The sequence below is a fragment of the Demequina salsinemoris genome (genome assembly GCF_000974805.1).
In the GTDB taxonomy this organism is placed as follows: Bacteria; Actinomycetota; Actinomycetes; order Actinomycetales; family Demequinaceae; genus Demequina; species Demequina salsinemoris.
On the sequence record NZ_BBQZ01000001.1, the window covers coordinates 37006 to 57302 of the forward strand.

Here is a 20297-nt window from a genome sequence, read left to right on the forward strand (position 1 = left end):
CGTGCCACGATGAACCCGTGACGACTCTCTCCTCCCGCCTCGACACCGCCCTCGACACCGCGCTCGCGGCCGAGCGCATCGTCGGCGGGGTGGTCCTCGTCGCCGTCGACGGCGAGCTCGCCTACGCGCGCGCCGCGGGGATGCGCGACCGCGAGGCCGGGGCTCCGATGCAGCGGGACACGATCTTCCGCCTCGCGTCCGTCACCAAGACCTTCGTCACCGCTGCGGCGATGCGGCTCGTCGAGGAGGGCGTCGTCGGGCTCGACGAGCCCACCTCGCTGTGGATGACCCACTTCCACCCGCTGCTGCCCGACGGCACCGAGCCGGAGATGACGCTGCGCCACCTGCTGACCCACACCTCGGGGCTCGGCTACGGCTTCGCGCAGGCACCAGGTCACCCGTACCACGCGCTCGGAGTCTCCGACGGGCTCGACGCCTCCGTCGGCAGCCTGCACGAGAACCTCGCGCGGCTCGCCAAGGCGCCCCTGCACTTCTCGCCGGGCGAGCGCTGGGAGTACGGCCTCAGCCTCGACGTCGCCGGGCACCTGCTCGAGACCTCGTCGGGTGTCGCGCTCGCGGAGATCCTGCGCCACGCGGTCTTCGAGCCGCTCGGCCTGCACGACGCCGGCTTCGTCGCCAAGGACGAGTCGAGGCTCGCCGTGCCCTACGCGTCGAGCGCCTCGTCTCCCGTACGCATGACCGACCCGTTCACGCTGTCCTACGAGGACGGCACCTCCACGGTGTTCTCGCCAGGACGCGCGCTCGACCGCGACGTCTATCCATCCGGCGGCTCCGGCATGGTCGGCACCGCGGACGAGGTGCTGAGGCTCCTCGAGGCGCTGCGCCTCCACGGCGAGGGGATCCTCTCCTCCGAGTCGGTTGATCAGATGATGTCCCTCCAGATCGGCCCCGAGGCCGAGTGCGACGGACCCGGCTGGGGCTTCGGCCTGGGCGGCGCCGTCCTCGCGGATCCGGCCGCGGCGGGCGTCCCGCACTCCGAGGGCACCTTCATGTGGGGCGGCGCCTACGGCCACCACTGGTTCGTCGACCCGTCCGCAGGCATCTCCTGCGTGATCCTCACCAACACCGCGCCCGAGGGCATGGACGGCGCGACCCCGCGCGCGATCGTCGAGGCGATCTACCGCTAGCCGCCCGCACGGCCGCCCCCTGCAGCATCGTCCCGGGACCCCAGCATCCGCTGGACCGGTCCGCGACCAGCGCGCATCATTGACGCAGGGAGGTCCCCATGCCGATCACCTCTGTCGAGAAGGATCTCGACGCGCTCACGATGACGATCGTCGCCGACTACCCGGAGCCGGTCTCGCGCCTGTGGGAGGCGTACGAGGATCCGCGCCTGCTCGAGCAGTTCTGGGGTCCGCCCGGCTGGCCCGCGCGATTCACCAGGCATGACATGGTCGTCGGCGGGCTCGCCTCCTACGTGATGACCGGACCCGACGGCGAGTCGGCCGGAGGCTACTGGGAGTTCACGCGCATCGTCCCCGGCGAGCTGATCGAGGTGGTGGACGGCTTCGCGGACTCGGCCGGCGCGCCGGATCCCGCGATGCCGACGATGCGGATCGCCCTGCGCTTCTCGGCGACGGATGAGGGCAGCAGGCTCGAGACCGTCACCTGGTTCAACTCGCGCGAGGAGCTCGACAGGCTCCTCGGGATGGGCATGGAGCAGGGAACGCTCATGGCGATGGGCCAGATGGACCGCGTGCTCGAGGGGCTGCGCGTGTTCGCCGCCGGCCGCGGCACGCTCCTCGAGGAGCTCGGCGACACGCACGTGCGGATCACCCGCTGGATCGAGGCCGACCGCGAGACGGTCTGGCACGCGTACGTCACGCCGGAGCTGATGCGCCGATGGATGCTGGGGCCCGACGGCTGGGTCATGACGGAGGCGGAGATGAGCCTCGAGGCCGGCGGGACGTACAAGAGCTCGTGGGCGCCCGAGCCGGGCGTCGAGGGCGACCCCTTCGGCTTCGAGGGAGAGGTGTTGCTCGTCGACGCGCCGTACCGGGCGGTGACGACCGAGCGGATGATCGGCGTGCCCGAGCCGCAGACCACGAACGACCTCACGATGGTCGAGGAGGACGGCGGCACGCTCATCACGCTGCTCGTCGTCTACCCCGACGCGGCGACGAAGGACATGATCCTCGGGACGGGCATGGTCGGGGGCATGGAGGCCAGCTACGCGCGCCTGGAGCGGATGCTCCAGGCGGAGTGAGGACCATGCGGGGGTCGCCCGGTCGCCCGGTCGCCCGGTCCCCGGGTTGCCCCGGGGCGGCGCCGGTCAGCTCTGCGTGAGGACCGGCACGGCTCCCGTGGTGAGCGGCGCGCGCGGGATCGTGAGGGTCACGGTGGTGCCCTCGCCGACGGTGCTCGCCACGGACAGCGTGCCTCCGTGCGCGTCGACGATCGCCGCGGTGATCGCGAGGCCCAGGCCTGAGCCTCCGCCCTTGGCGCGCGAGCGGGACGAGTCTCCGCGCACGAACCGCTCCGTCGCTCGCGCGGCGATCTCGGGGGTCATGCCGGGGCCGTCGTCCGAGACGGCGACACGCACGGCGCCGTCGGTCGAGGAGACGCGGACGTTCACGTGGTGGCCTCCGTGCACCGCCGCGTTGCGGACGATGTTGAGCACGGCCTGGCGCACCTTGTCGGGGTCGACCGCCGCGACGGCGGGCCCCGTGGCGTCGAGGGCGAACTCGGTCTCCGCATCTGCGGCGGCTGAGTCGCCGACGACCTCGGCGGCCAGCGCCGTGATGTCGGTGTCGACCCGCTGCAGCTCGGGCAGCGCGTCGAACTTCGCGAGCTCGAGCATCTCCTCGACCAGGCGCTTCATGCGTCCAGCCTCGGCCTCGGTGCGGTTCCACGCGTCGTCGACCTCGGCCTTCTCGGCGAGGGCGCCGAGCCGGTAGAGCTGGGCGTAGCCGAGCACGGTCGTCAGGGGCGTGCGCAGCTCGTGGGAGGCGTCGGCGACGAACTCGCGCAGCTTCGCCTCGGAGCGCTCCCGCTCGGCGAGCGACGCGGTGAGGCGTCCGATCATGGAGTTCAGGGCGATCGCGAGGTCGTGGCTCTCGGAGCCTGCGGACGCGCCCTCGAGGCGGACCGACATGTCGCCCTCGGCGATCTGCTTGGACGCGTCGACCATCTGCCGCATGGGCGTGATGCCCAGCCGGATCACCCAGAGGGCGACGAGGCTGAGGCCCGCGAGCAGCGCGATGATGCCGAGCGCCTCGATCGCGATGAGCTGCGTGGTCGCGTCGTGCACGCTCTGCATCGACAGCGCGGTGAACGTCCACACCTCGAACGTGTCGTTGTAGGTCAGGAGCACGCGGTACTCGTAGTCATCGCTGTCGGTCGAGTCGAGCGTGAGGTAGGTGGCGTCCGTCGTCGAGAGCGTCGAGGTGTCGACGGCGTCGAGGTCCGGCACGGAGTCGTCACCGTCGGTCGTGTTCGGCTCGAAGCCGAGGAAGTAGGAGCCATCCGTGAAGAGGATGCCGGTGTAGGCCTCGGACGGGCGCTCCTGCGCGGTGGTGTCCTCGTTGAGCTCGGTGCTCGGCGCCGTCGATGAGTCGCTGTGACGTCCGGCGGCCGAGCTGGCGGGGCCCGAGTAGGAGTCGAGTCGCTCGTCGAGCTGCTGCACCAGATAGCTGTGGGTCGTGACGGTGACGGTCACCGCGACGCCGATGGCGATCGCGGCGACGATCGCCAACCCGATGAGCAGGCGTGCCCGCAGGGACATCCCCGCCCGTACGTCGATCACGCCTGCTGCACTCGCATCGTGTAGCCCACGCCGCGGACGGTGTGGATGAGCTTGGGCTCGTAGGCGTCGACCTTGCGACGGATGTAGCCGACGTAGGTCTCGACGACCGACGGGTCATCGTCGGGCGCGTAGCCCCACACGTTCTGCAGCAGCTGGCCGCGCGAGAGCACCCGACCCGTGTTCTGGAGCAGGAACTTCACGAGGTTGTACTCGGTGGGCGACAGGTGCACCTCCTCGCCAGCGCGCGTGACGCGGTGCGCCACGTCGTCCATGACGAGGTCGGCGAGCGTCCAGGTCTCGGCCGAGTCGGGGGAGGAGTCGACGCGACGCAGCACGGCCTCGACCCGGGCGACGAGCTCCTCGAGCGCGAACGGCTTCGAGAGGTAGTCGTCGCCGCCGATCTGAAGACCCTGGACCTTGTCCGAGGCCGAGTCGCGCGCCGTGAGGAAGATGACCGGGGTGCGGTTGCCGGCGTCGCGCAGGCGCTTGCAGACGGCGAAGCCGTCGAGGTCGGGCATCATCACGTCGAGCACGATGAGATCGGGGGACGACTCGCGCACCATCTTGAGGGCGGTCTGTCCATCGGGTGCGAAGGAGACGTCGTAGCCCTCGTACTTGAGGGCGGCGACGAGCATGGTTCGGAGGTTGTCCTCGTCATCGACAACCAGGATGCGGCGCTGTGACATGACCCCAGTCTCACAGAGACGGCTCTCAATTTGCTGAGAAGTGACATTCAGAACGCTCAGACTGCGGGGGAGGTTCCCGGCGAAACCCACGCAAACGGACGATGCGGCGCTCAGGGCGGGTTCCACGCGCGTGCTCGCGCGCGTCCGAAGTCCTTCTCAGGATCGACAAATCCCAGGTCTGTGCCTGATCTGACAGCCTTCTTAGCGGGTTCTTAGGAACGCCGGGTTCACTAGATGAACGAAAGGTGAACATCCTTCAGGAGCCCCGCCCATTACCGTCAGGAGTGACGACATGTCAGTTTTCGTCTACATCGCCGCCGATCTGGTCGCGATCGCCGCGCTCGTCTTCGGCCTCTACTTCCCGCGCCACCGCCGCAAGGACCTCATCGTGTCCTTCCTCGCGATCAACGTGGGCGTCATGGGCGTCACCTACGCCATGGCGACGGCCGATCTCACGCTGGGCTTCGGCATGGGCATCTTCGCCGTCCTCTCCATCATCCGACTGCGCTCGACCGAGATGGAGCACAACGAGATCGCGTACTACTTCACGGCGATCGCTCTCGGCCTGCTCGGCGGCTTCCCGTCGGGCAACGCGGCGATCAGCTTCACGCTCATGGCGGTGCTGCTCGCGGTCATCTACATCGGCGACCACCCGCAGCTGTTCGCGAAGACCCGCCTCACCCAGCTCGTGCTCGACCGCGCGGTCGCCGACGAGGCCGAGGCCACGATGCTCGCCGGCGCGATGCTCGGCGGCACCGTGCACCGCATCTCGATCCGCAAGGTCGACTACGTCGCCGAGACCACGATGTGCGAGGTGCGCTACTCGCTGAACACCCCGGACGACGTGATGGACAGCGTCGCCGCGACGGGTGACGTCCACACCACCACCCCCGCGAGCCTGCGGTGACGGTCGCCACGCCCTGGGAGGCGTACCTCGGAACGCTGCCGTCCATCGGCCTCGAGGAGATCGAGGATCGCGCCGCGATGCTCACCCGCGTGGACCGCAAGTACGTGGTCGAGCCGGGGCACTGGGCCGAGGTCGTCGCCTCCCTCGACGTCCCGGTCGAGGTCCTCGAGATCGACGGGCTGCGCGAGTTCCGCTACGAGTCCGTCTACTTCGACACGGACGACCTGCAGATGTACCGCGACGCCGCTCGCCGACGCCCGCGCCGCACCAAGGTCCGCACCCGCCGCTACGTCGACACCGGCACCGCCGCGATCGAGGTCAAGGAGCGCAACGCCGCGGGAGCGACCGTGAAGTCGCGCCTGTTCCTCGACTCCCTGCCGGAGGCGGGGACGGGCCTGAGCGACGAGGCCGCGGACTTCGTCGGCGGCTTCCCCCGCCTTGCCGAGGTCGCATCGTCCCTGCGCCCCTCCCTCACCACCTCGTATCTCAGGACGACGCTCGTCACCCCGGACGGTCGCGTGACCGTGGACTCGGGTGTCGAGGCGCACGACGAGGCCGGCCGGTCGATGGCGTACGACCACCGGCTGATCGTCGAGACCAAGGTGTCGCACCACGCGGGTGCGGTGGACCGGGCGCTGTGGGCGCGCGGCATCCGCCCGACCCGCGTCAGCAAGTACTGCACGTCCATGGCCGCGCTGCGGCCCGATCTTCCCGCCAACCGCTGGGCTCGCACGCTGCGCCGTCACGTCGACGGCACGGCCGCGCTCGCCGGCTGACCACCCCGAAAGGCCCCACCTCATGAAGCTCCCCCGCAAGCCCGCGATCGCCTTCGCGTCGTTCGCCGCTGCGAGCGCGCTGTTCCTCAGCGCCTGCTCCTCCGACGCGACCGACTCGGCCACGTCCTCGGACTCGTCGGACTCCTCGTCGGACACGTCGACTGAGACGGTCTCCTCGGCGACCACCAACGGCGAGGCCACCTACGAGCAGCTCGACCTGCCCGAGGTCGACGTGAACCCCGACCTGAACAACGCGACCGAGATCACGCTCGCGGACGGCGCATCGTCCGCTGACGGCGACGGCGTCACGATCGACGGCGACACGGTCACGATCACCGAGGCGGGCACGTACGTGCTGTCGGGAGAGCTGTCCGAGGGGCAGATCGTCGTGAACGTCGCCGACGGCGACGTCACGCTCGTGCTGGACGATGCGACGGTCTCCAACGTCGACGCGCCCGCGATCCAGGTGGACGACGCGGACAACGTCGTGATCTACACCGCGTCTGGGACCACCAACACGATCACCGACTCGGGCACCTACGACGACACGGACGACGAGACCGGCAACGCCGCGATCTTCTCGACCGCCGACCTGTTCCTCGCCGGCGAGGGCACGCTTGTCGTCGACGGTGGCCGCAACGACGGCATCACGTCGAAGGACTCGCTCGTCATCGTGTCGGGAACGTACGACGTGACCGCGGCGGATGACGGCATCCGCGGCAAGGACTCGCTCGTGGTCCTCGACGGCGACGTGACCGTCGACGCGACCGGCGACGCGCTGAAGTCCGACAATGAGGCCGACTCTGACGACCCCGACGCGTACGTGGGCGTCATCTGGATCGAGGACGGTACGTTCGACATCACGTCGGGCGTGGACGGCCTGGACGCCGCGAACCAGATCACGATCAACGGCGGCAGCCTCGCGATCGACGCGGGCGACGACGGCATCACCTCGGGCGTCTACGTCCGGATCGGCGAGACCGAGATCGACATCACCAACTCGTATGAGGGCATCGAGGGCGCCATGATCTACCTCGACGCCGGCGACGTGACCGTCGTCTCCTCCGACGACGGACTCAACGGCACTGACGGCTCGGGATCGTCCAGCTCCGACATGGGCGGCGGCTCGCAGGGCGGCGGCGGTGGCATGGGCGGTGGCCCTGGCGAGCGCAGCTCCTCCGACACGTCGGGCTCGTCCGACTCGTCCACCTCCGACGCGACGACATACGACGACACGGCGACCGCCGCATCGTCCGACACCACCGCGACGACCACGTCCGCTGCCTATGTGACGACGGACTCGACGGACTCGACCACGACGACGACGGCGGACGACTCCGTCGACTCCACCACGACCACGACCGGCATGGGTGGCATGGACGAGGCCGAGGACGGCGTCGAGATCTACATCAGCGGCGGCACGTACGTGCTCGACGCCGGCGGCGACGGCCTCGACTCGAATGGCAACGTCGTGATGACCGGCGGCACCCTGGTCGTGAACGGTCCTGAGGACAACGGCAACGGCGCGATCGACTACAACGGCACGTTCGAGATGGATGGCGGCACGCTTGTCGCCTCCGGCTCGTCCGGCATGGCGCAGTCGCCGAGCGAGGGCGACCAGGGCTACCTGTCGATCAGCTTCGGCTCGACCGTCCCCGTCGGCACGGTGCTGTCGGTCGTCGACTCGGACGGCACCCTGATCGCGTCGTTCACGACCACCAAGTCCTCCTCGTCGCTCGTGCTCTCCGCCGAGGGCATCGAGTCGGGCGAGACGTACACCGTGTACGCCGATGGCACCGTCACCGGCGGCGAGACCGTCGACGGACTCACCGTCGGCGGCACGCTGTCGGGCGGCGACGAGCTGGGCTCGCTCGACGCGTCCTGACGCGGATCGCGCGCGGCTGCCGGACCCGCCCCCACGGGCCCGGCAGCCGCGCGGCGCTCTCCCCGTGCGCCCTGGAGGGAGCTGAGTGCAGGAGGATCGTCAGATCCTGCCTCCAGCTCCCTCCAGGGCGCTTCGGCGTGACGCGCGTACGCTGAGGCCAGGCGCGCAGCGTGGCGCGCCGAGCGACGCGAGAGGTCCCCATGGCCAAGGTCAGCACCTACCTGAACTTCGACGGCACCTGCGAGGAGGCGTTCGCCTTCTACAAGGAGGTCTTCGGCACCGAGTACTCCGCTCCGCTCGCGCGGAAGTCGTCGCTCCCGGCGGTCGAGGGGCAGCCGGGCGTCCCTCCCGAGGAGGCCGACGGCGTCCTCCATGTCGCGCTGCCGCTGCTCGGCGGACACGAGATCATGGGCACCGACATCTCGCCGAGCATGGGGCACGTGCTGAGCCTCGGCAATGCCGTGTCGATCAACCTCGAGTGCGATGAGCTCGATCAGCTCAACCATCTGTTCTTCGGACTGTCCGAGGGTGCGGCCGAGACGTTCGGACCCATGCCGATGCCCTGGGGACAGCACTTCGCGACCGTGCAGGACCGCTTCGGCATCCGGTGGATGCTCGTCGCGCCCGTCGACCCGGCGCTGTCGGCTCCGTCCGCGTAGCGTGAGGGAAGGAAGGGAGTCCCCATGGCCACCGTCGTCCTGATCCACTCCGCCCTCGGACTCACGCCGACCGTCCTGAGGTGGGCCGACGACCTCCGCGCCGAAGGGCACGACGTCATCGTCCCCGACCTCTATGGCGGCGACACCTACGAGGACCTCGACGCGGGCGTGGAGCGCGCGGACGCCGTGCCGCTCAGCGAGCACGTCGATGCGGTGCGCGACGCGATCGTCGATCACGGCGGGCTCGGACAGAACCCCGTGTACGCGGGCTTCTCCCTGGGAGCCGCGGTCGCCGAGGTGCTCGCGCTGACCGATCCCGATGCGCGCGGCATGATCCTCATGCACGGCGCGATGTCGCCGCAGTGGATCGACGCCGCGGAGTGGGGGGAGCACCTCACGGGCCAGGTCCACTACGCGGTGGAGGACTCCTGGTGCGAGGCTGAGGAGATCCAGGCGCTCGTCCGGTTCGCCCCGGAGCGAGCGCTCGAGGAGTTCAAGTACGACGGCTCGACGCACCTGTTCGCCTTCGCGGGGCTGCCGGTCTACGACCAGTACCAGGGCGCCCTCATGCACGATCGGGTGATCGCGTTCCTCGCCGAGCTCTGAGCTCAGGACTGGATGACCCCTGCGAGGGCCAGCGGGAACACGATCAGCAGGAACACCCCGTCGATGCCGTGGAACAGCGCTCCCACCCAGTACGAGCGATAGCGCTTGGTGAGGTAGGCGTAGATCCAGTCCGTGAACATCATCCCTGGCACCTCCCAGATCAGGTGCACGTGGTACCAGGAGAACAGGATGCCGTTCGCGATGACGTCCCAGCGGCCGAACGCACCGCGCATCTTGGGCAGCAGGATGCCGCGGAAGATCAGCTCCTCGCCGATCAGGTAGTTGCACACGATCAGCACCAGGACGACGCCCATGATCCACCACTGCCCGACGAGCTCGGGAGTGGCGAGGTTCTCGATCAGTGCGTAGTCCGGCGGCGCGAGCGCGGGGAACGAGTGGACGAGCGCGTCGTTCAGCGGGTCGACGAGTCCGAGCGCGGCGATCCCTGCCCAGACCACGGCGGCTCCGACCGCCCACCACAGGAGGTGCCAGCTCGCGCGCCCCGTGCGGGGGCTGCGCGGCTTGTCGAGCCACAGGCGGCGCTTGAGGTTCTCCCAGGTGAAGGGGCGCACCTCGCGCCTCAGGATCAGGAGGGCGAGCACGGCCTGCCACACGAGCCCGACGGTCGCGAGCAGGAGCCAGCCGAGAGCGGGCACCTCCATGCGCGGTGCGATGAAGGTGGGCATCACCCACCACAGCCCGAGCCCCATCGGCAGCGCGGTCGCTGCCCAGATCGCGAGGATCCTCCACACGGGGTACTGCTCGTCGTCTGGCAGGTCTCGGGAGTCGACGCTCCTGGTCTGCATGGTCGTTGCGGTCATGGCTCCCCCTCGGGTCGTCGCCGGCCCCCTGCCGACGGTGCGGGCGCCGGTCGGCGTCCACCAGGAAGGTAGGTCGGGGCCGGGGCGCGGCACATCGCCCGGGGGCGGGTTCGTGCCTGCTCCTGAGAGGGTTCCTGGGTGGGGGAGGTCCCCTAGAGCCGTGCGACCGAGTCGATGTCCTCCTCGAACTCCGCGACCACCTCGGGGGCGACGGTCGCGCGCGTGGCGCCGATCGCCTCGAGGTAGTCGGCCGTCGTCGGCCCGCCCTCGCCGGCCACCGCATCGTCCACGGCCTTCTCGAGCGCCGACTGCGACGCGCGCCGCGCGGCGAACTCGATGTCGGCGGGCGTGAAGCCGTCGGAGGCCGCGACGAGCGCGGCCAGGTCCACCTCGCCCGCGGCGGGCGGGATGAAGCGCTCCCAGATCGCGGTGCGCGCCTCCGCGTCGGGCAGGCCGATCGGGATGACGTAGTCGAAGCGCCCGTGCCGCAGGAAGGCCGAGTCGAGCGAGCGGATGAAGTTCGTCGCGCACACCAGCAGGCGATCGGGGCGCTCGCGGAAGGCCGGGATGATCTTGAGCAGCTCGTTCGTGACGCCCTGCAGGGGCGACGGCGGGTCTCCTCGGCGGTGCGAGGCGATCTCCTCGACCTCGTCGATGAGGACGACGGCGTGCTCGAGCTCGTCGATCTGCGTGAACGTCTCGCGCAGCGCGCCGGCGAGCCCCTTCGGGTCGGCGGCGAGGCGTGACGGGAAGACCTCGACGAACGACCACTCAAGCCGCGACGCGACCGCCTTCGCGAACGTCGTCTTGCCCGTGCCGGGAGGTCCGAACAGGACGACGGCGCGCGGAGGCGCGACGCCGAAGCGATCGGCGAGCTCCGGCTGGGCGAGCGGCAGCACGAGGCGCTTCTCGAGCAGCTCCTTCTCGTGCCGCATGCCGCCGACCGCGTCCCACAGGCCGCGCGGCAGCACGCGACCGCCCAGCTCGGCGAGCGGCCCGCGTTCCTCGCGCTGGACCGGAAGGCGGCGCTCGAGGTAGCGCACCGCCTTCTTCTCGGTGAAGCCCGCGTCGCGGTAGGCGTCGAGGTAGTCCTGCTCTGCGGGGACCAGGGCGGACACGGTGGTGACGCCGTCCTCCGCGACGCGGGACTCGAGCGCGCCGAGCAGCGCGGCGCCGATCCCCCGCCCGTGCCACGCCTCGTCGACCGAGTGGAAGACGACCCAGGCCTGGTTGTGCGCGCGCCTGCCGACCGCGGCGCCCACGATCTCGTCGCCGACGACGGCGACCACCGCATCGTCCTGCTGGGACGAGTGGAGGACCTCCGCGAGGGCGTAGACGGGCTCGACGCCCGCGGCGCGCGACGCCTCCCAGAGGCGCACGACCTCCTCGAGGTCCTCGGAATGGGCGTCGCGGATCCGCCACGCGGTCATGTCAGCCTCCTTCGCACGTCGGTGTGCTCTCGGGTGATGCAGCCCCGCCCGGGTATACCCCGGTGGGTATCGAGGGTAGCGGCGGTCCGGCCCCTTCGCCAGGGCTGCGACCCCATCCGCGATTCTTCTCCTGCACGCACGGAGCCGCATCACGTAGCGTGAGGCGAGCCGACAGGGGAGGTGGGCATGGTCCAGATCGTGCTGGTGCACTCGGCGCTCGGACTCACGCCGCACGTGAGGCAGTGGGCGGAGATCCTCGAGCAGGACGGTCACGACGTCCTCGCGCCCGACATGTTCGACGGGCGCACGTTCGACGACGTCGAGACGGCGGTGGCCCACGTCGACTCCAGGGGACCGGATCACTGGATCCCGCTGGCACGCGCGAGGGTGGCGGCTCTGGGCGGGCCCCGCGTGTACGCGGGCTTCTCGCTCGGCGCGGCGCTGGCGACGGCGCTCGCGCTGACCGACCCCGAGGCTGTCGGGCTGGTAGCGATGCACGATGCGGTGGCGCCGTCACGCTTCGGCATCGAGGAGTGGCCCGACGGGCTTCGCGCGCAGCTGCACCACTCCGAGGGCGACCCGTGGGTCGATCCCGACGAGCGCGAGGCCTTCCTCGCGCTCGCGGTCTCGGCGTGCGAGGAGTTCGTCTACCCGGGGGATGCGCACCTGTTCGGATTCGAGGGCTGGCACGAGTACGACGACGTCGCCTCGCACGACATGTACGAGCGGGTGACCGACTTCCTCGCCGAGCTGGACGGCTGAGCGCGCGGCGGCTGAGCGCGCGGCGCGGTCAGCTCGTGGCGGTCGCCGGCTCCGCGCGCGTCCCCCGTACGGTCGCCTCGAGCGCCTCGTCCAGCGGCGTCGCACCCCAGCCGAACCTGGCCTCGAACTCCGAGGAGTCGATGAGGAACGGCTCGTCGAACTCGTAGAGCATCTCGATGCTCTCGCGCACGCGCGGGGAGAACGCGCCGACCATGCGCATCGGCAGGCCTCGCAGCGCCGCGACCTTGCGCTTCCCGGTCTGGCCCGCGAGGCTCCAGATCCGTTCGCACAGCTCGCCCTGGGTGATCGGAGCGAGCGCGGGGAGGACCCATGCCCGGCCCCACGCATCGTCCGAGCCGCCGATCTCGGCCATTGCGCGCGCCACGTCGGGCACGTAGGCGAAGGCGTGCGGCTGGTCCAGCCTGCCGAACACCGCCATGCGCTTGCCCTCGAGCGCGGGGCCCGTGAGCAGCTCCCGCGTGAGCGCGTAGTCGGCGCCCAGATAGTTCGACGGCCGGGTGAGCGCCACCCGGAGCTCGCCCGAGCGGTGGGCGGCGAGCGCCTCAGCCGCCAGCTCCTTGCGAAGCCGACCCTTGCGGGTGGTCGGCGCCTGCGGCGAGGCGTCGGAGATCGGGCCCGCGGGCTGCCCGTATCCGTAGAGGTTGTCCCCGAGCACTACGCGCGTGCCCGTGCGCGTCGCCACCTCGAGCACCGTCTCCTGCAAGGAGGGGAACTCCTGCAGCCAGCGGTGATACGGCGGTTGGGTGAGCTGGTAGACCACCTCGGCCTCGACCAGGACCGACTCGAGGAACTGCGGATCCATGACGTCCCCGGCGCGCAGGTCGGCCCCCGCGGGCAGGCCCGAGCGCGAGCCCGACCTGTTCACGCAGACGACGCGATGGCCCCGGGACACGAGCTCACGGGCCAGCGGCGCGCCGACAGATCCTGTTCCCAGCACGACGTGTGTGGACATGGTCCCCCCTTGACGGGCGGGCGCCCGGCCGGGCCCCGGGATCGCTCGCCCCAGCCCACGGTCCCTGCCATCGGCGCCCACGTCAAACGGAGGAGCGGCGACGCCTCCGCGAGACGCACGCGCTCGGCCGCGCCTCGTCGGCGCCCGCCATGCGGGTGCCACACTGTCCGCATGGGCGATTACCAGGTGATGGACATGGGTGGACTCGACGAGTGGCGCGGGTACCACGGGGGATTCCAGTCGCACACGTTGCGCGACGGGCGACGTGTCGTGGACCACGAGCTCACGATGCAGTACATCGGCATGACCGCCAATGCGTTCGTCCCCGGTGAGGAGGCCGGCTACTGGCATACGCACGCCGAGATCGAGGAGCTCTACGTCTTCCTCGCCGGCCGCGGCCAGATGGCCCTGGACGACGAGATCGTCGACGTCGGTCCAGGCTCGGTCGTCCGGGTGGGGCAGGGCGTGTGGCGCACGTGGCGATGCGTGCCCGACAGTGCCGAGCCGATGCGCTGGCTGTGCATCCGTGCGGGAGGCTCGGAGCTTCCCCACCTCCCGGACGATGCGACGCGGGACGAGTCCCGCCCATCGCCCTGGTAACGGGGCTCGGTCAGCCCTTCTGCAGCTCCTCGCCGAGCTCCTTCGCGCGCGCGATCGCGGCGTTGGCGCCGGCCGAGAACACGCCCTGAAGGCCCGCGGCCTCCATCGCGGCAAGGGCCGCGAGTGTCGTGCCGCCCTTCGAGCTGACCTTCGCACGCAGCTCGGCCGGGGTCTCGCCTGACTCCTCGAGCAGGGCGCCCGCGCCGATGAGCGTCTGCGCGGCGAGGGCCTCCGCCATGCCGCGGTCGAGGCCGTTCGCGATGCCTGCGGCCGCCATCGCCTCGGCGACCGCGTAGAAGAACGCGGGGCCCGACCCGGAGACCACCGAGACGCCGGAGATGAGGTCCTCGGGAACTCGCACGACGAGTCCCGTGCCCTCGAGGATCCGCTCCGCGAGGGCCATGTGCTCCTCGGTCGCGTGCGCGCCCGCGGAGATCGACGTGGCGCCCTTGCCCAGGCGTGCAGGCGTGTTCGGCATCGAGCGGACCACGGCGATGCCGTCGGCGAGCAGCTCCTCGTAGAAGGACGACGGCAGGGCGGCGGCGACGGTCAGGATCAGGGCGTCGGGGGAGACCGAGCCGGAGATCTGGGTCAGCAGCGCGCGCATGTCCTGCGGCTTGACCGAGGTGACCACGACGTCGGCGCCCTCGACCGCCTGGGCCGCGTCCGTCGTCGTCCCGATGCCGTGCTCGGCCGCGAGCGGCGCGAGCCTCTCCTCGCTGCGCCCCGCGGCGACGATGCGATCCGCGGGCCAGCCCGCGCCTCGCATCGCGCCGATCACGGTGGTGCCGATGGTGCCGCCGCCGCCCAGGACGGCGACGCGGGGGAAGGTCTGCTCGCTCATGCGGTCCAGGCTATCGGCAGGGTGCGACAATGCCCGCCCCGCCGGCGCGCGGGGCGGGCGTCGTCACGCGAGTCAGGCGGTGCGGCGCCGCAGCGTCGTCACGCCGAGGATCAGCGAGCCGACGATGAAGCCGACGAGGATCAGCACCTCGGGCCAGATGCCCGAGACGTTGTCCGCGAGGATGTCGTTGATCGCGTCGATCGCGTAGCTGAGCGGCAGGACCGTGGAGATCCAGTACAGGACGTCGGGCATGTCCTCGCGGTCCATGAACAGGCCCGCGATGAGCAGCTGGGGGAGCAGCACGACCGGCATCATCTGGACGGCCTGGAACTCGGTGCGTGCCAGGGACGATGCGGCGAGGCCGAGCGCGGTGCCGAGCAGGGCGTCGAGGACGATGATGAGCACGAGCGCCCACACCGGTCCGGCGACGTCGAGGCTCAGGACGTAGACCGAGTACAGCGTGAGCAGCGTGCCCTGGACCGCTGCGACCAGGCCGAACGCCATCGCGTAGCCGAGCACCACGTCGCCTCGCCGCATCGGCGAGGCCATGAGGCGCTCCATCGTGCCGGAGGTGCGCTCGCGCAGCGTCGCGACCGACGTGATGATGAACATCAGCAGCATGGGGAACAGGCCCATGAGGCGCGCGCCGAGAGGGTCGAACATCGGGGCGTTGGTGAGCGGGTCGATCGTGTCCCCGAAGAGCCACCACAGGAGCGTGAGCAGCAGCATCGGCAGCACGAGGAGCATCGCGATCGTGCGCTTGTCGGCGCGCAGCTGGAGCAGGACGCGCTTCGCGGTCGCGACGGTCAGCCTGGCGTTCATGCCGCCTCCCCTCGACGGGCGAGCGCGAGGAAGGCGGACTCGGCGTCCGTCGTGCCCGTGTCCGCGGTGATCTCGTCGAGCGTGCCGTCCGCGAGGATCCGGCCCTCACGCAGGAACAGGAGGCGGTCGCAGCGCGTGGCCTCGTCCATGACGTGGCTCGAGACGAGGATCGTGGTGCCCTGGTCCGAGAAGTGTCGGAAGAGCTTCCAGAGGTCGTCGCGCAGCGCGGGGTCGAGGCCGACGGTGGGCTCGTCGAGGACGAGCAGGTCCGGGTGGCCGAGGATCGCCGCCGCGAGCGACACGCGCGAGCGCTGGCCGCCCGAGAGCGTGTCGACCACCTGGTCGGCCTGCTCGGACAGCCCGACGCTCGCGATGGTGTGGGTGACGTTGGCGGCGTCGGCCCCGACGAGGGTGCCGAAGTAGCTGAGGTTCTGGCGGACCGTGAGGTCGCCGTAGACCGACGGCGCCTGAGTCACGTAGCCGACGCGGTGGCGCAGCGGGGGCGTCCCGGCGTCGATGCCGAAGATCTTGATGTCGCCGCCCGCGACGATCTGCGCGCCGACGATGGACCGCATGAGGGTGGACTTGCCGCCGCCCGAGGGGCCGAGCAGCCCGACGACCGCGCCGCGCGGCACGGTCAACGAGAGGTCGTGGAGCACTTCCTTGCTGCCCCGGACGACCCTGAGACCTTCGATCTCGATCGCGTTATTCTCCATGCGAGGAATTATCCTCCCGTTCCGTGCCTCCGCGCAACCCCTCAGAGGTCCTGGGTGAGGTACCTCTGCACCGTCGGACCGTAGATCGCCACGAGATCGGCCCGCGGCGCCTCCTCCAGTCTGCTGAACCCGAGCAGATGGCGCGCGACGGCGAGCCCGATCATCTGCGAGCCGACGAGCGAGGCCCGCAGCAGCGCATCGTCCTCGTCGTATCCGCGCGCGAGCAGCACCTGGAGCATGACGTCGTTCATCATGACGCCGCGCACCGCGTCCGCGACCTCGTCGAACGCGATCGCGGTGCGCAGGACCGTGCGCATGCGCACCCCGTCGACCGGGTCGTCCCAGAGTCGGAGGAACTGGTCGACGAGCGCGGCGCCGAGCTCGTCCTCGGGAACCTCGATGAGGCGCGCGAGCCTCGGGTCGTCGCGCTCCGCCGGGCGCAGCGCCGTGACGAACAGCTCGAGCTTCGATCCGAACCAGTGCCGGACCAGCGCGGGGTCGACGCCGGCCGCGCGTGCGACAGCGCGCATCGATGCCGAGTAGCCGTCGCGCACGAACACGTTCGCGGCGGCGGCCAGGATCTCGGCGCGGGTGTCGGAACCCGCGCCCCGGGGGCCTCGCGGCGCCGGCGTCACAGTCCGTACTTGTTGTACAGCTCGAGCAGCTGGTCGTGGTCGCCCGTCGCCACGAAGACCGCGGTCGCGTTGCGCCACACGACGGTGGTCGCATCGTCCGTCTCGATGACCGAGGCGGTCCCGACGACCTCACCTGCGGCATCCGTGACGTCGCCGAGCTCCTCCCCGCCCTTGGCGAGGGCCTTGTAGGCCTTCGTGGCCGCCTTGACCTCGTAGTGCTGGATCGCGAGCACATCGATGATGTCGGTGCCGTCGCTGTAGCGCAGGTCGTACGCCTCGGCGGCGCGCTGGGGGAGGGCGTCCCCCTCCGGGTCGAGCGCGTCCACCGCGGTGAGCGCGAACGTTCCCGCCGTGAGCGGGATGGCTGAGAGGAAGGCGGACGCGTCGTCCGGGAGGGCTGTCGGCTCGATCGAGGGCCCTGCCGGGCCGGTGACATGGATCTCGGCCGCCACGACCACCGGATCGGGCGACAGCGCGACGACGATGCCGTAGCCGATGCCCGCCCACACCACGATGCCCGCCAGCACAAGCGCGGCGATCACAGGAAGGGACGCGCGGGGTCGTCCCGCGGAATCGACGTCGCCTCCGCTCGGGGGCGTGCCCTGCCCGTCGTCCTCGTGCATGAGGTCGTCGTGCGCGTCCGTGTCCTGCGCGTCGTCAGACCCCGTCGGTGCCTCGGGCTCCGCGGGCTCGGGCGCGGCAGGCTCCTGGGCCGGGGTCTCTGCCGAGGCCGCGGGCGGCCAGGTCACGTCGGGGGCAGCGCTCTGGTGCGATGCCGCCGCGGCAGCGCCGAGTGCGATCGATGCCGGGTCGCTGCTCTCAGAAGCCATCGCGGGCTCCTCGGTCTCCGCGAGGCTCACGGGAGCGAAGATCGTCCGAGGCTCGTAGCGCGGGGTGAAGGGGGCCTCCTCCGCGCCGAAGGGCGGCGTGAGCCTGCTCGAAGGGGAGTCCGCCGGGCTCGAGGCCCGCATCCACCCTGCCGGGACGCTCTGCGCGGGTGCTCCCGACGCCTCGAGTGCCGCATTCGTCACGGCCGTCTCCCCGAGCAGCTGAACCTGGTCCGCGGGTGCTCCGTCGGCCTCCGGGTGATCGTACGGCGACACGGGTCGTCCGCCGACGGGCGTCAAGGGGATGCTGCCCGTGGTCGGCATGATCTCGTCGCTTGCGGGAGGGGTCACCGCCGGGATGACCTCGCCCTCGTCGCCCTCGATCGGCTCGGGGGTCATCGCGCGGGCAGGAGTGGGGAAGGACTGCCAGTCCGTCGCCTCCTCAGGCGTCGGCTGTGACGCACCACGGGTGTCCGACATGGCCCCAGCCTAGGGTCTGCGTCCGACGGCGGGCCGAGGCGCGCGGGATGTCGGACCTCCCGGCTACCGTGTCCACCATGGCAACCAACCGTCGAAGCGCCCCCGGCTACCGCTGCACCGAGTGCGGCTGGACGGCGGTCAAGTGGGTCGGTCGCTGCGGCGAGTGCCAGGCGTGGGGCACCGTGGTGGAGGCAGGCGTGTCCGCGGCGGGACCCGCGACCAAGGCGACAGCGCCCACGCACGCAGCCACCCCCATCCCCGACGTTTCGGCCGAGTCGTCGACGCGACGCCCTACGGGAGTGGGGGAGTTCGATCGCGTCCTGGGCGGAGGCCTCGTGCCAGGCGCGGTGATCCTGCTCGCGGGCGAGCCCGGGGTCGGCAAGTCGACCCTCCTGCTCGACGTGGCCGCGCGGGCCGCGCGCTCCGGGGACCGCGTCCTGTACGTCACCGGTGAGGAGTCCGCTGGGCAGGTGCGGCTGCGCGCGGAGAGGATCGGTGCGCTCGAGCGCGGAGTGCTGCTCGCGGCCGAGACGGACCTGGGCGCGGTGCTGTCGCACATCGACTCCGCCGAGCCGCATCTCATGATGGTCGACTCGATCCAGACCCTCGCCTCCGCGGAGATCGAGGGGACGGCGGGAGGCGTCGGTCAGGTGCGCGAGGTCGCGCAGTCGCTCATCCAGGCCGCGAAGACCCGAGGAATCCCGACGGTGCTCGTCGGGCACGTCACCAAGGACGGGTCGGTCGCCGGACCGCGCCTCGTCGAGCATCTGGTGGATGTCGTATGCCAGTTCGAGGGTGAGCAGCACTCAGCGCTGCGTCTGCTGCGCGCGATCAAGAACCGCTTCGGCTCGGTCGATGAGGTCGGCTGCTTCCAGCTCGTCGATGACGGCATCGAGTCGGTCTCCGATCCGTCGGGACTGTTCCTCTCCCACGACGGCGCACACGTGCCCGGCACCTGCGCGACCATCACCCTGGACGGCAAGCGGCCCCTGCCGTCGGAGATCCAGGCGCTGGTCGCGCCGTCCGCGCTCAGCAACCCCCGGCGCGCGACCTCCGGGATCGACGGCGCGAGGGTGTCGATGATCCTCGCGGTCCTGCACCGCCGTGCCGGTCTCGCGGTCGCCGCCGACGACGTCTACGTGTCCACGATCGGCGGCGCCAGGGTGACAGAGCCCGCGGCGGACGTCGCGCTCGCCCTCGCGCTCGCGTCCGCGCGGCTCGATCGGCCGGTCCGCGAGGGGTTGGCTGCCGTCGGCGAGGTGGCGCTGTCCGGCGCGATCCGACCCGTGAGCGCGCTGTCGCAGCGCGTCGCCGAGGCCGGACGTCTGGGATTCCGCGACATCGTCGTGCCTGCTTCGGCCAAGAACGTGAAGGCGCCGACCGGGGTTCGCCTGCACCCGGTGCAGACGCTCGCCGAGGCGGTGCACGTCGCGCTGCCCGCCGAGGACCGCGCGGCCGCGCCGTTCTAGCCGCTACGCGGTGATCTCGAACTGCGTGGGCTCGGCCTCGATGCCCTGCAGGGTGAGCGTGGCCCAGTAGTAGCCGGCCTGCGTCTCGTTGGGAGAGTCTCCGCAGTCGGGCGCGGACCAGTTGCCGGTCCACGTCACGTTGAACTTCTCGGTCGAGCCGTCGGACAGCAGGAAGTCGCTCTCCTTGATGGTCGACTCCTTGCGGCAGTCGGCGGTCGAGTAGATCTCCTCGCTGCCCGAGGTGATCACGAGATCGCTGTCCTTGCCACCGGTGCTGAACAGGCAGGCGGAGGACCCGACGTGCGTGACCTTGACCTTGAACACCGGGGCGGTGCCGACCGCGACGGAGAAGTCGGCTGGCGTCACGGCGATCTCGACGTCGTCGACGCCGCACGCGCGGTTCGCGTCGGCCGCCGCGTCAGCGGCCGCGGCTGACGTCGTCGCGTCGGCGCTCACGCTCGCGGTGGCGGCGGGGTCGCTCTCCTCGGCGGTGCCGTCGCCCGAGGGCGCGAAGATCAGGAACCAGGCGACCACGACCACGAGCACGACGATCGCGAGGAGCAGCAGGCGCCGCATCCAGTAGACCCGCGCAGGCTTGCGCCCGACCGGGTGCCGTAGACCGTCCATGACCGC

The 20297-nt window shown here is 70.9% G+C and carries 21 protein-coding genes; 10 read left to right on the forward strand and 11 right to left on the reverse strand.

All coding sequences use genetic code 11. The annotated features are described in order from the left end of the window. Positions 1-17: 17 nt before the first annotated feature. A complete protein-coding gene (locus AOP78_RS00180) occupies positions 18-1148 on the forward strand; it encodes a serine hydrolase domain-containing protein (RefSeq protein WP_062200166.1) in 1131 nt (376 codons plus the stop codon). Between the two features lie 98 nt (positions 1149-1246). Then, positions 1247-2227 carry an SRPBCC family protein gene (locus AOP78_RS00185; RefSeq protein ID WP_062200170.1) on the forward strand — a complete coding sequence of 327 codons (981 nt, stop codon included), beginning with the start codon at positions 1247-1249 and terminating at the stop codon, positions 2225-2227. Positions 2228-2293: 66 nt separating this feature from the next. Here the strand turns inward: AOP78_RS00185 and AOP78_RS00190 are convergent, their stop codons facing one another. Both AOP78_RS00190 and AOP78_RS00195 read right to left on the reverse strand, forming a co-directional pair. Then, the gene (locus AOP78_RS00190; RefSeq protein ID WP_152659337.1) at positions 2294-3766 is read right to left on the reverse strand and encodes a sensor histidine kinase; all 1473 of its coding nucleotides are present in this window, start codon (positions 3764-3766) and stop codon (positions 2294-2296) included. Next, complete coding sequence (locus AOP78_RS00195) at positions 3763-4452, reverse strand: response regulator transcription factor (protein ID WP_062200176.1); 690 nt, start codon at positions 4450-4452, stop codon at positions 3763-3765. The genes AOP78_RS00190 and AOP78_RS00195 overlap by 4 nt, the downstream gene beginning before the upstream one ends. Before the next feature lie 292 nt (positions 4453-4744). On the opposite strand from AOP78_RS00195, the gene AOP78_RS00200 reads away from it, so the two are divergent. From AOP78_RS00200 to AOP78_RS00220, 5 genes are all read left to right on the forward strand, one after another. Continuing rightward, complete coding sequence (locus AOP78_RS00200; RefSeq protein WP_062200179.1) at positions 4745-5359, forward strand: DUF4956 domain-containing protein; 615 nt, start codon at positions 4745-4747, stop codon at positions 5357-5359. After that, on the forward strand, positions 5356-6135 hold the full coding sequence (locus AOP78_RS00205; protein WP_062200182.1) for a VTC domain-containing protein: 780 nt from the start codon (positions 5356-5358) through the stop codon (positions 6133-6135). Before AOP78_RS00200 ends, AOP78_RS00205 begins: the two co-directional genes overlap by 4 nt. Positions 6136-6157: 22 nt before the next feature. Continuing rightward, the gene (locus tag AOP78_RS00210; protein WP_062200187.1) at positions 6158-8020 is read left to right on the forward strand and encodes a carbohydrate-binding domain-containing protein; all 1863 of its coding nucleotides are present in this window, start codon (positions 6158-6160) and stop codon (positions 8018-8020) included. Positions 8021-8220: 200 nt separating this feature from the next. Then, positions 8221-8679, forward strand: a complete 459-nt coding sequence (locus tag AOP78_RS00215; protein ID WP_062200192.1) for a VOC family protein — start codon at positions 8221-8223, stop codon at positions 8677-8679. A 24-nt stretch (positions 8680-8703) separates the two neighbouring features. Next, entirely contained in the window at positions 8704-9285 is a 582-nt protein-coding gene (locus AOP78_RS00220) for a dienelactone hydrolase family protein (protein ID WP_062200196.1), read from the forward strand. 2 nt (positions 9286-9287) lie between these two features. Here AOP78_RS00220 and AOP78_RS00225 read toward each other — a convergent pair whose 3' ends face one another. Both AOP78_RS00225 and AOP78_RS00230 read right to left on the reverse strand, forming a co-directional pair. Further along, a complete protein-coding gene (locus AOP78_RS00225) occupies positions 9288-10106 on the reverse strand; it encodes a CPBP family intramembrane glutamic endopeptidase (protein ID WP_083979605.1) in 819 nt (272 codons plus the stop codon). A 152-nt stretch (positions 10107-10258) separates the two neighbouring features. After that, positions 10259-11686: an ATP-binding protein gene (locus AOP78_RS00230; RefSeq protein ID WP_083979759.1), complete on the reverse strand. Its 1428-nt coding sequence runs from the start codon at positions 11684-11686 to the stop codon at positions 10259-10261. A gap of 36 nt (positions 11687-11722) precedes the next feature. Between AOP78_RS00230 and AOP78_RS00235 the strand changes: the two genes are divergently transcribed. Continuing rightward, positions 11723-12298 (forward strand): dienelactone hydrolase family protein, encoded by a 576-nt coding sequence (locus AOP78_RS00235; RefSeq protein WP_062200208.1) that lies wholly within the window; start codon positions 11723-11725, stop codon positions 12296-12298. 28 nt (positions 12299-12326) lie between these two features. Here AOP78_RS00235 and AOP78_RS00240 read toward each other — a convergent pair whose 3' ends face one another. After that, positions 12327-13271 carry an NAD-dependent epimerase/dehydratase family protein gene (locus tag AOP78_RS00240; protein WP_062200211.1) on the reverse strand — a complete coding sequence of 315 codons (945 nt, stop codon included), beginning with the start codon at positions 13269-13271 and terminating at the stop codon, positions 12327-12329. 171 nt (positions 13272-13442) lie between these two features. Between AOP78_RS00240 and AOP78_RS00245 the strand changes: the two genes are divergently transcribed. Beyond that, positions 13443-13871 (forward strand): cupin domain-containing protein, encoded by a 429-nt coding sequence (locus AOP78_RS00245; RefSeq protein WP_062200214.1) that lies wholly within the window; start codon positions 13443-13445, stop codon positions 13869-13871. 10 nt (positions 13872-13881) lie between these two features. Here the strand turns inward: AOP78_RS00245 and proC are convergent, their stop codons facing one another. The 5 genes from proC to AOP78_RS00270 form a co-directional block, all read right to left on the reverse strand. Beyond that, positions 13882-14715 (reverse strand): pyrroline-5-carboxylate reductase, encoded by an 834-nt coding sequence (gene proC, locus AOP78_RS00250; RefSeq protein ID WP_062200218.1) that lies wholly within the window; start codon positions 14713-14715, stop codon positions 13882-13884. Positions 14716-14787: 72 nt separating this feature from the next. Further along, positions 14788-15537, reverse strand: coding sequence for an ABC transporter permease (locus AOP78_RS00255; protein WP_062200221.1), 750 nt, complete (start codon positions 15535-15537; stop codon positions 14788-14790). Beyond that, positions 15534-16253: an ABC transporter ATP-binding protein gene (locus tag AOP78_RS00260; RefSeq protein ID WP_062200226.1), complete on the reverse strand. Its 720-nt coding sequence runs from the start codon at positions 16251-16253 to the stop codon at positions 15534-15536. Before AOP78_RS00260 ends, AOP78_RS00255 begins: the two co-directional genes overlap by 4 nt. 41 nt (positions 16254-16294) lie before the next feature. Further along, the gene (locus AOP78_RS00265) at positions 16295-16888 is read right to left on the reverse strand and encodes a TetR/AcrR family transcriptional regulator (RefSeq protein WP_062200230.1); all 594 of its coding nucleotides are present in this window, start codon (positions 16886-16888) and stop codon (positions 16295-16297) included. Next, positions 16885-18195, reverse strand: a complete 1311-nt coding sequence (locus tag AOP78_RS00270; RefSeq protein ID WP_152659338.1) for a hypothetical protein — start codon at positions 18193-18195, stop codon at positions 16885-16887. The genes AOP78_RS00265 and AOP78_RS00270 overlap by 4 nt, the downstream gene beginning before the upstream one ends. 77 nt (positions 18196-18272) lie before the next feature. Here AOP78_RS00270 and radA point away from each other — a divergent pair, with 77 nt between their 5' ends. Next, positions 18273-19664 (forward strand): DNA repair protein RadA, encoded by a 1392-nt coding sequence (gene radA, locus AOP78_RS00275; RefSeq protein ID WP_236685246.1) that lies wholly within the window; start codon positions 18273-18275, stop codon positions 19662-19664. A gap of 3 nt (positions 19665-19667) precedes the next feature. Here radA and AOP78_RS00280 read toward each other — a convergent pair whose 3' ends face one another. Then, on the reverse strand, positions 19668-20291 hold the full coding sequence (locus AOP78_RS00280; RefSeq protein ID WP_062200242.1) for a hypothetical protein: 624 nt from the start codon (positions 20289-20291) through the stop codon (positions 19668-19670). Between the last annotated feature and the right edge of the window lie 6 nt (positions 20292-20297).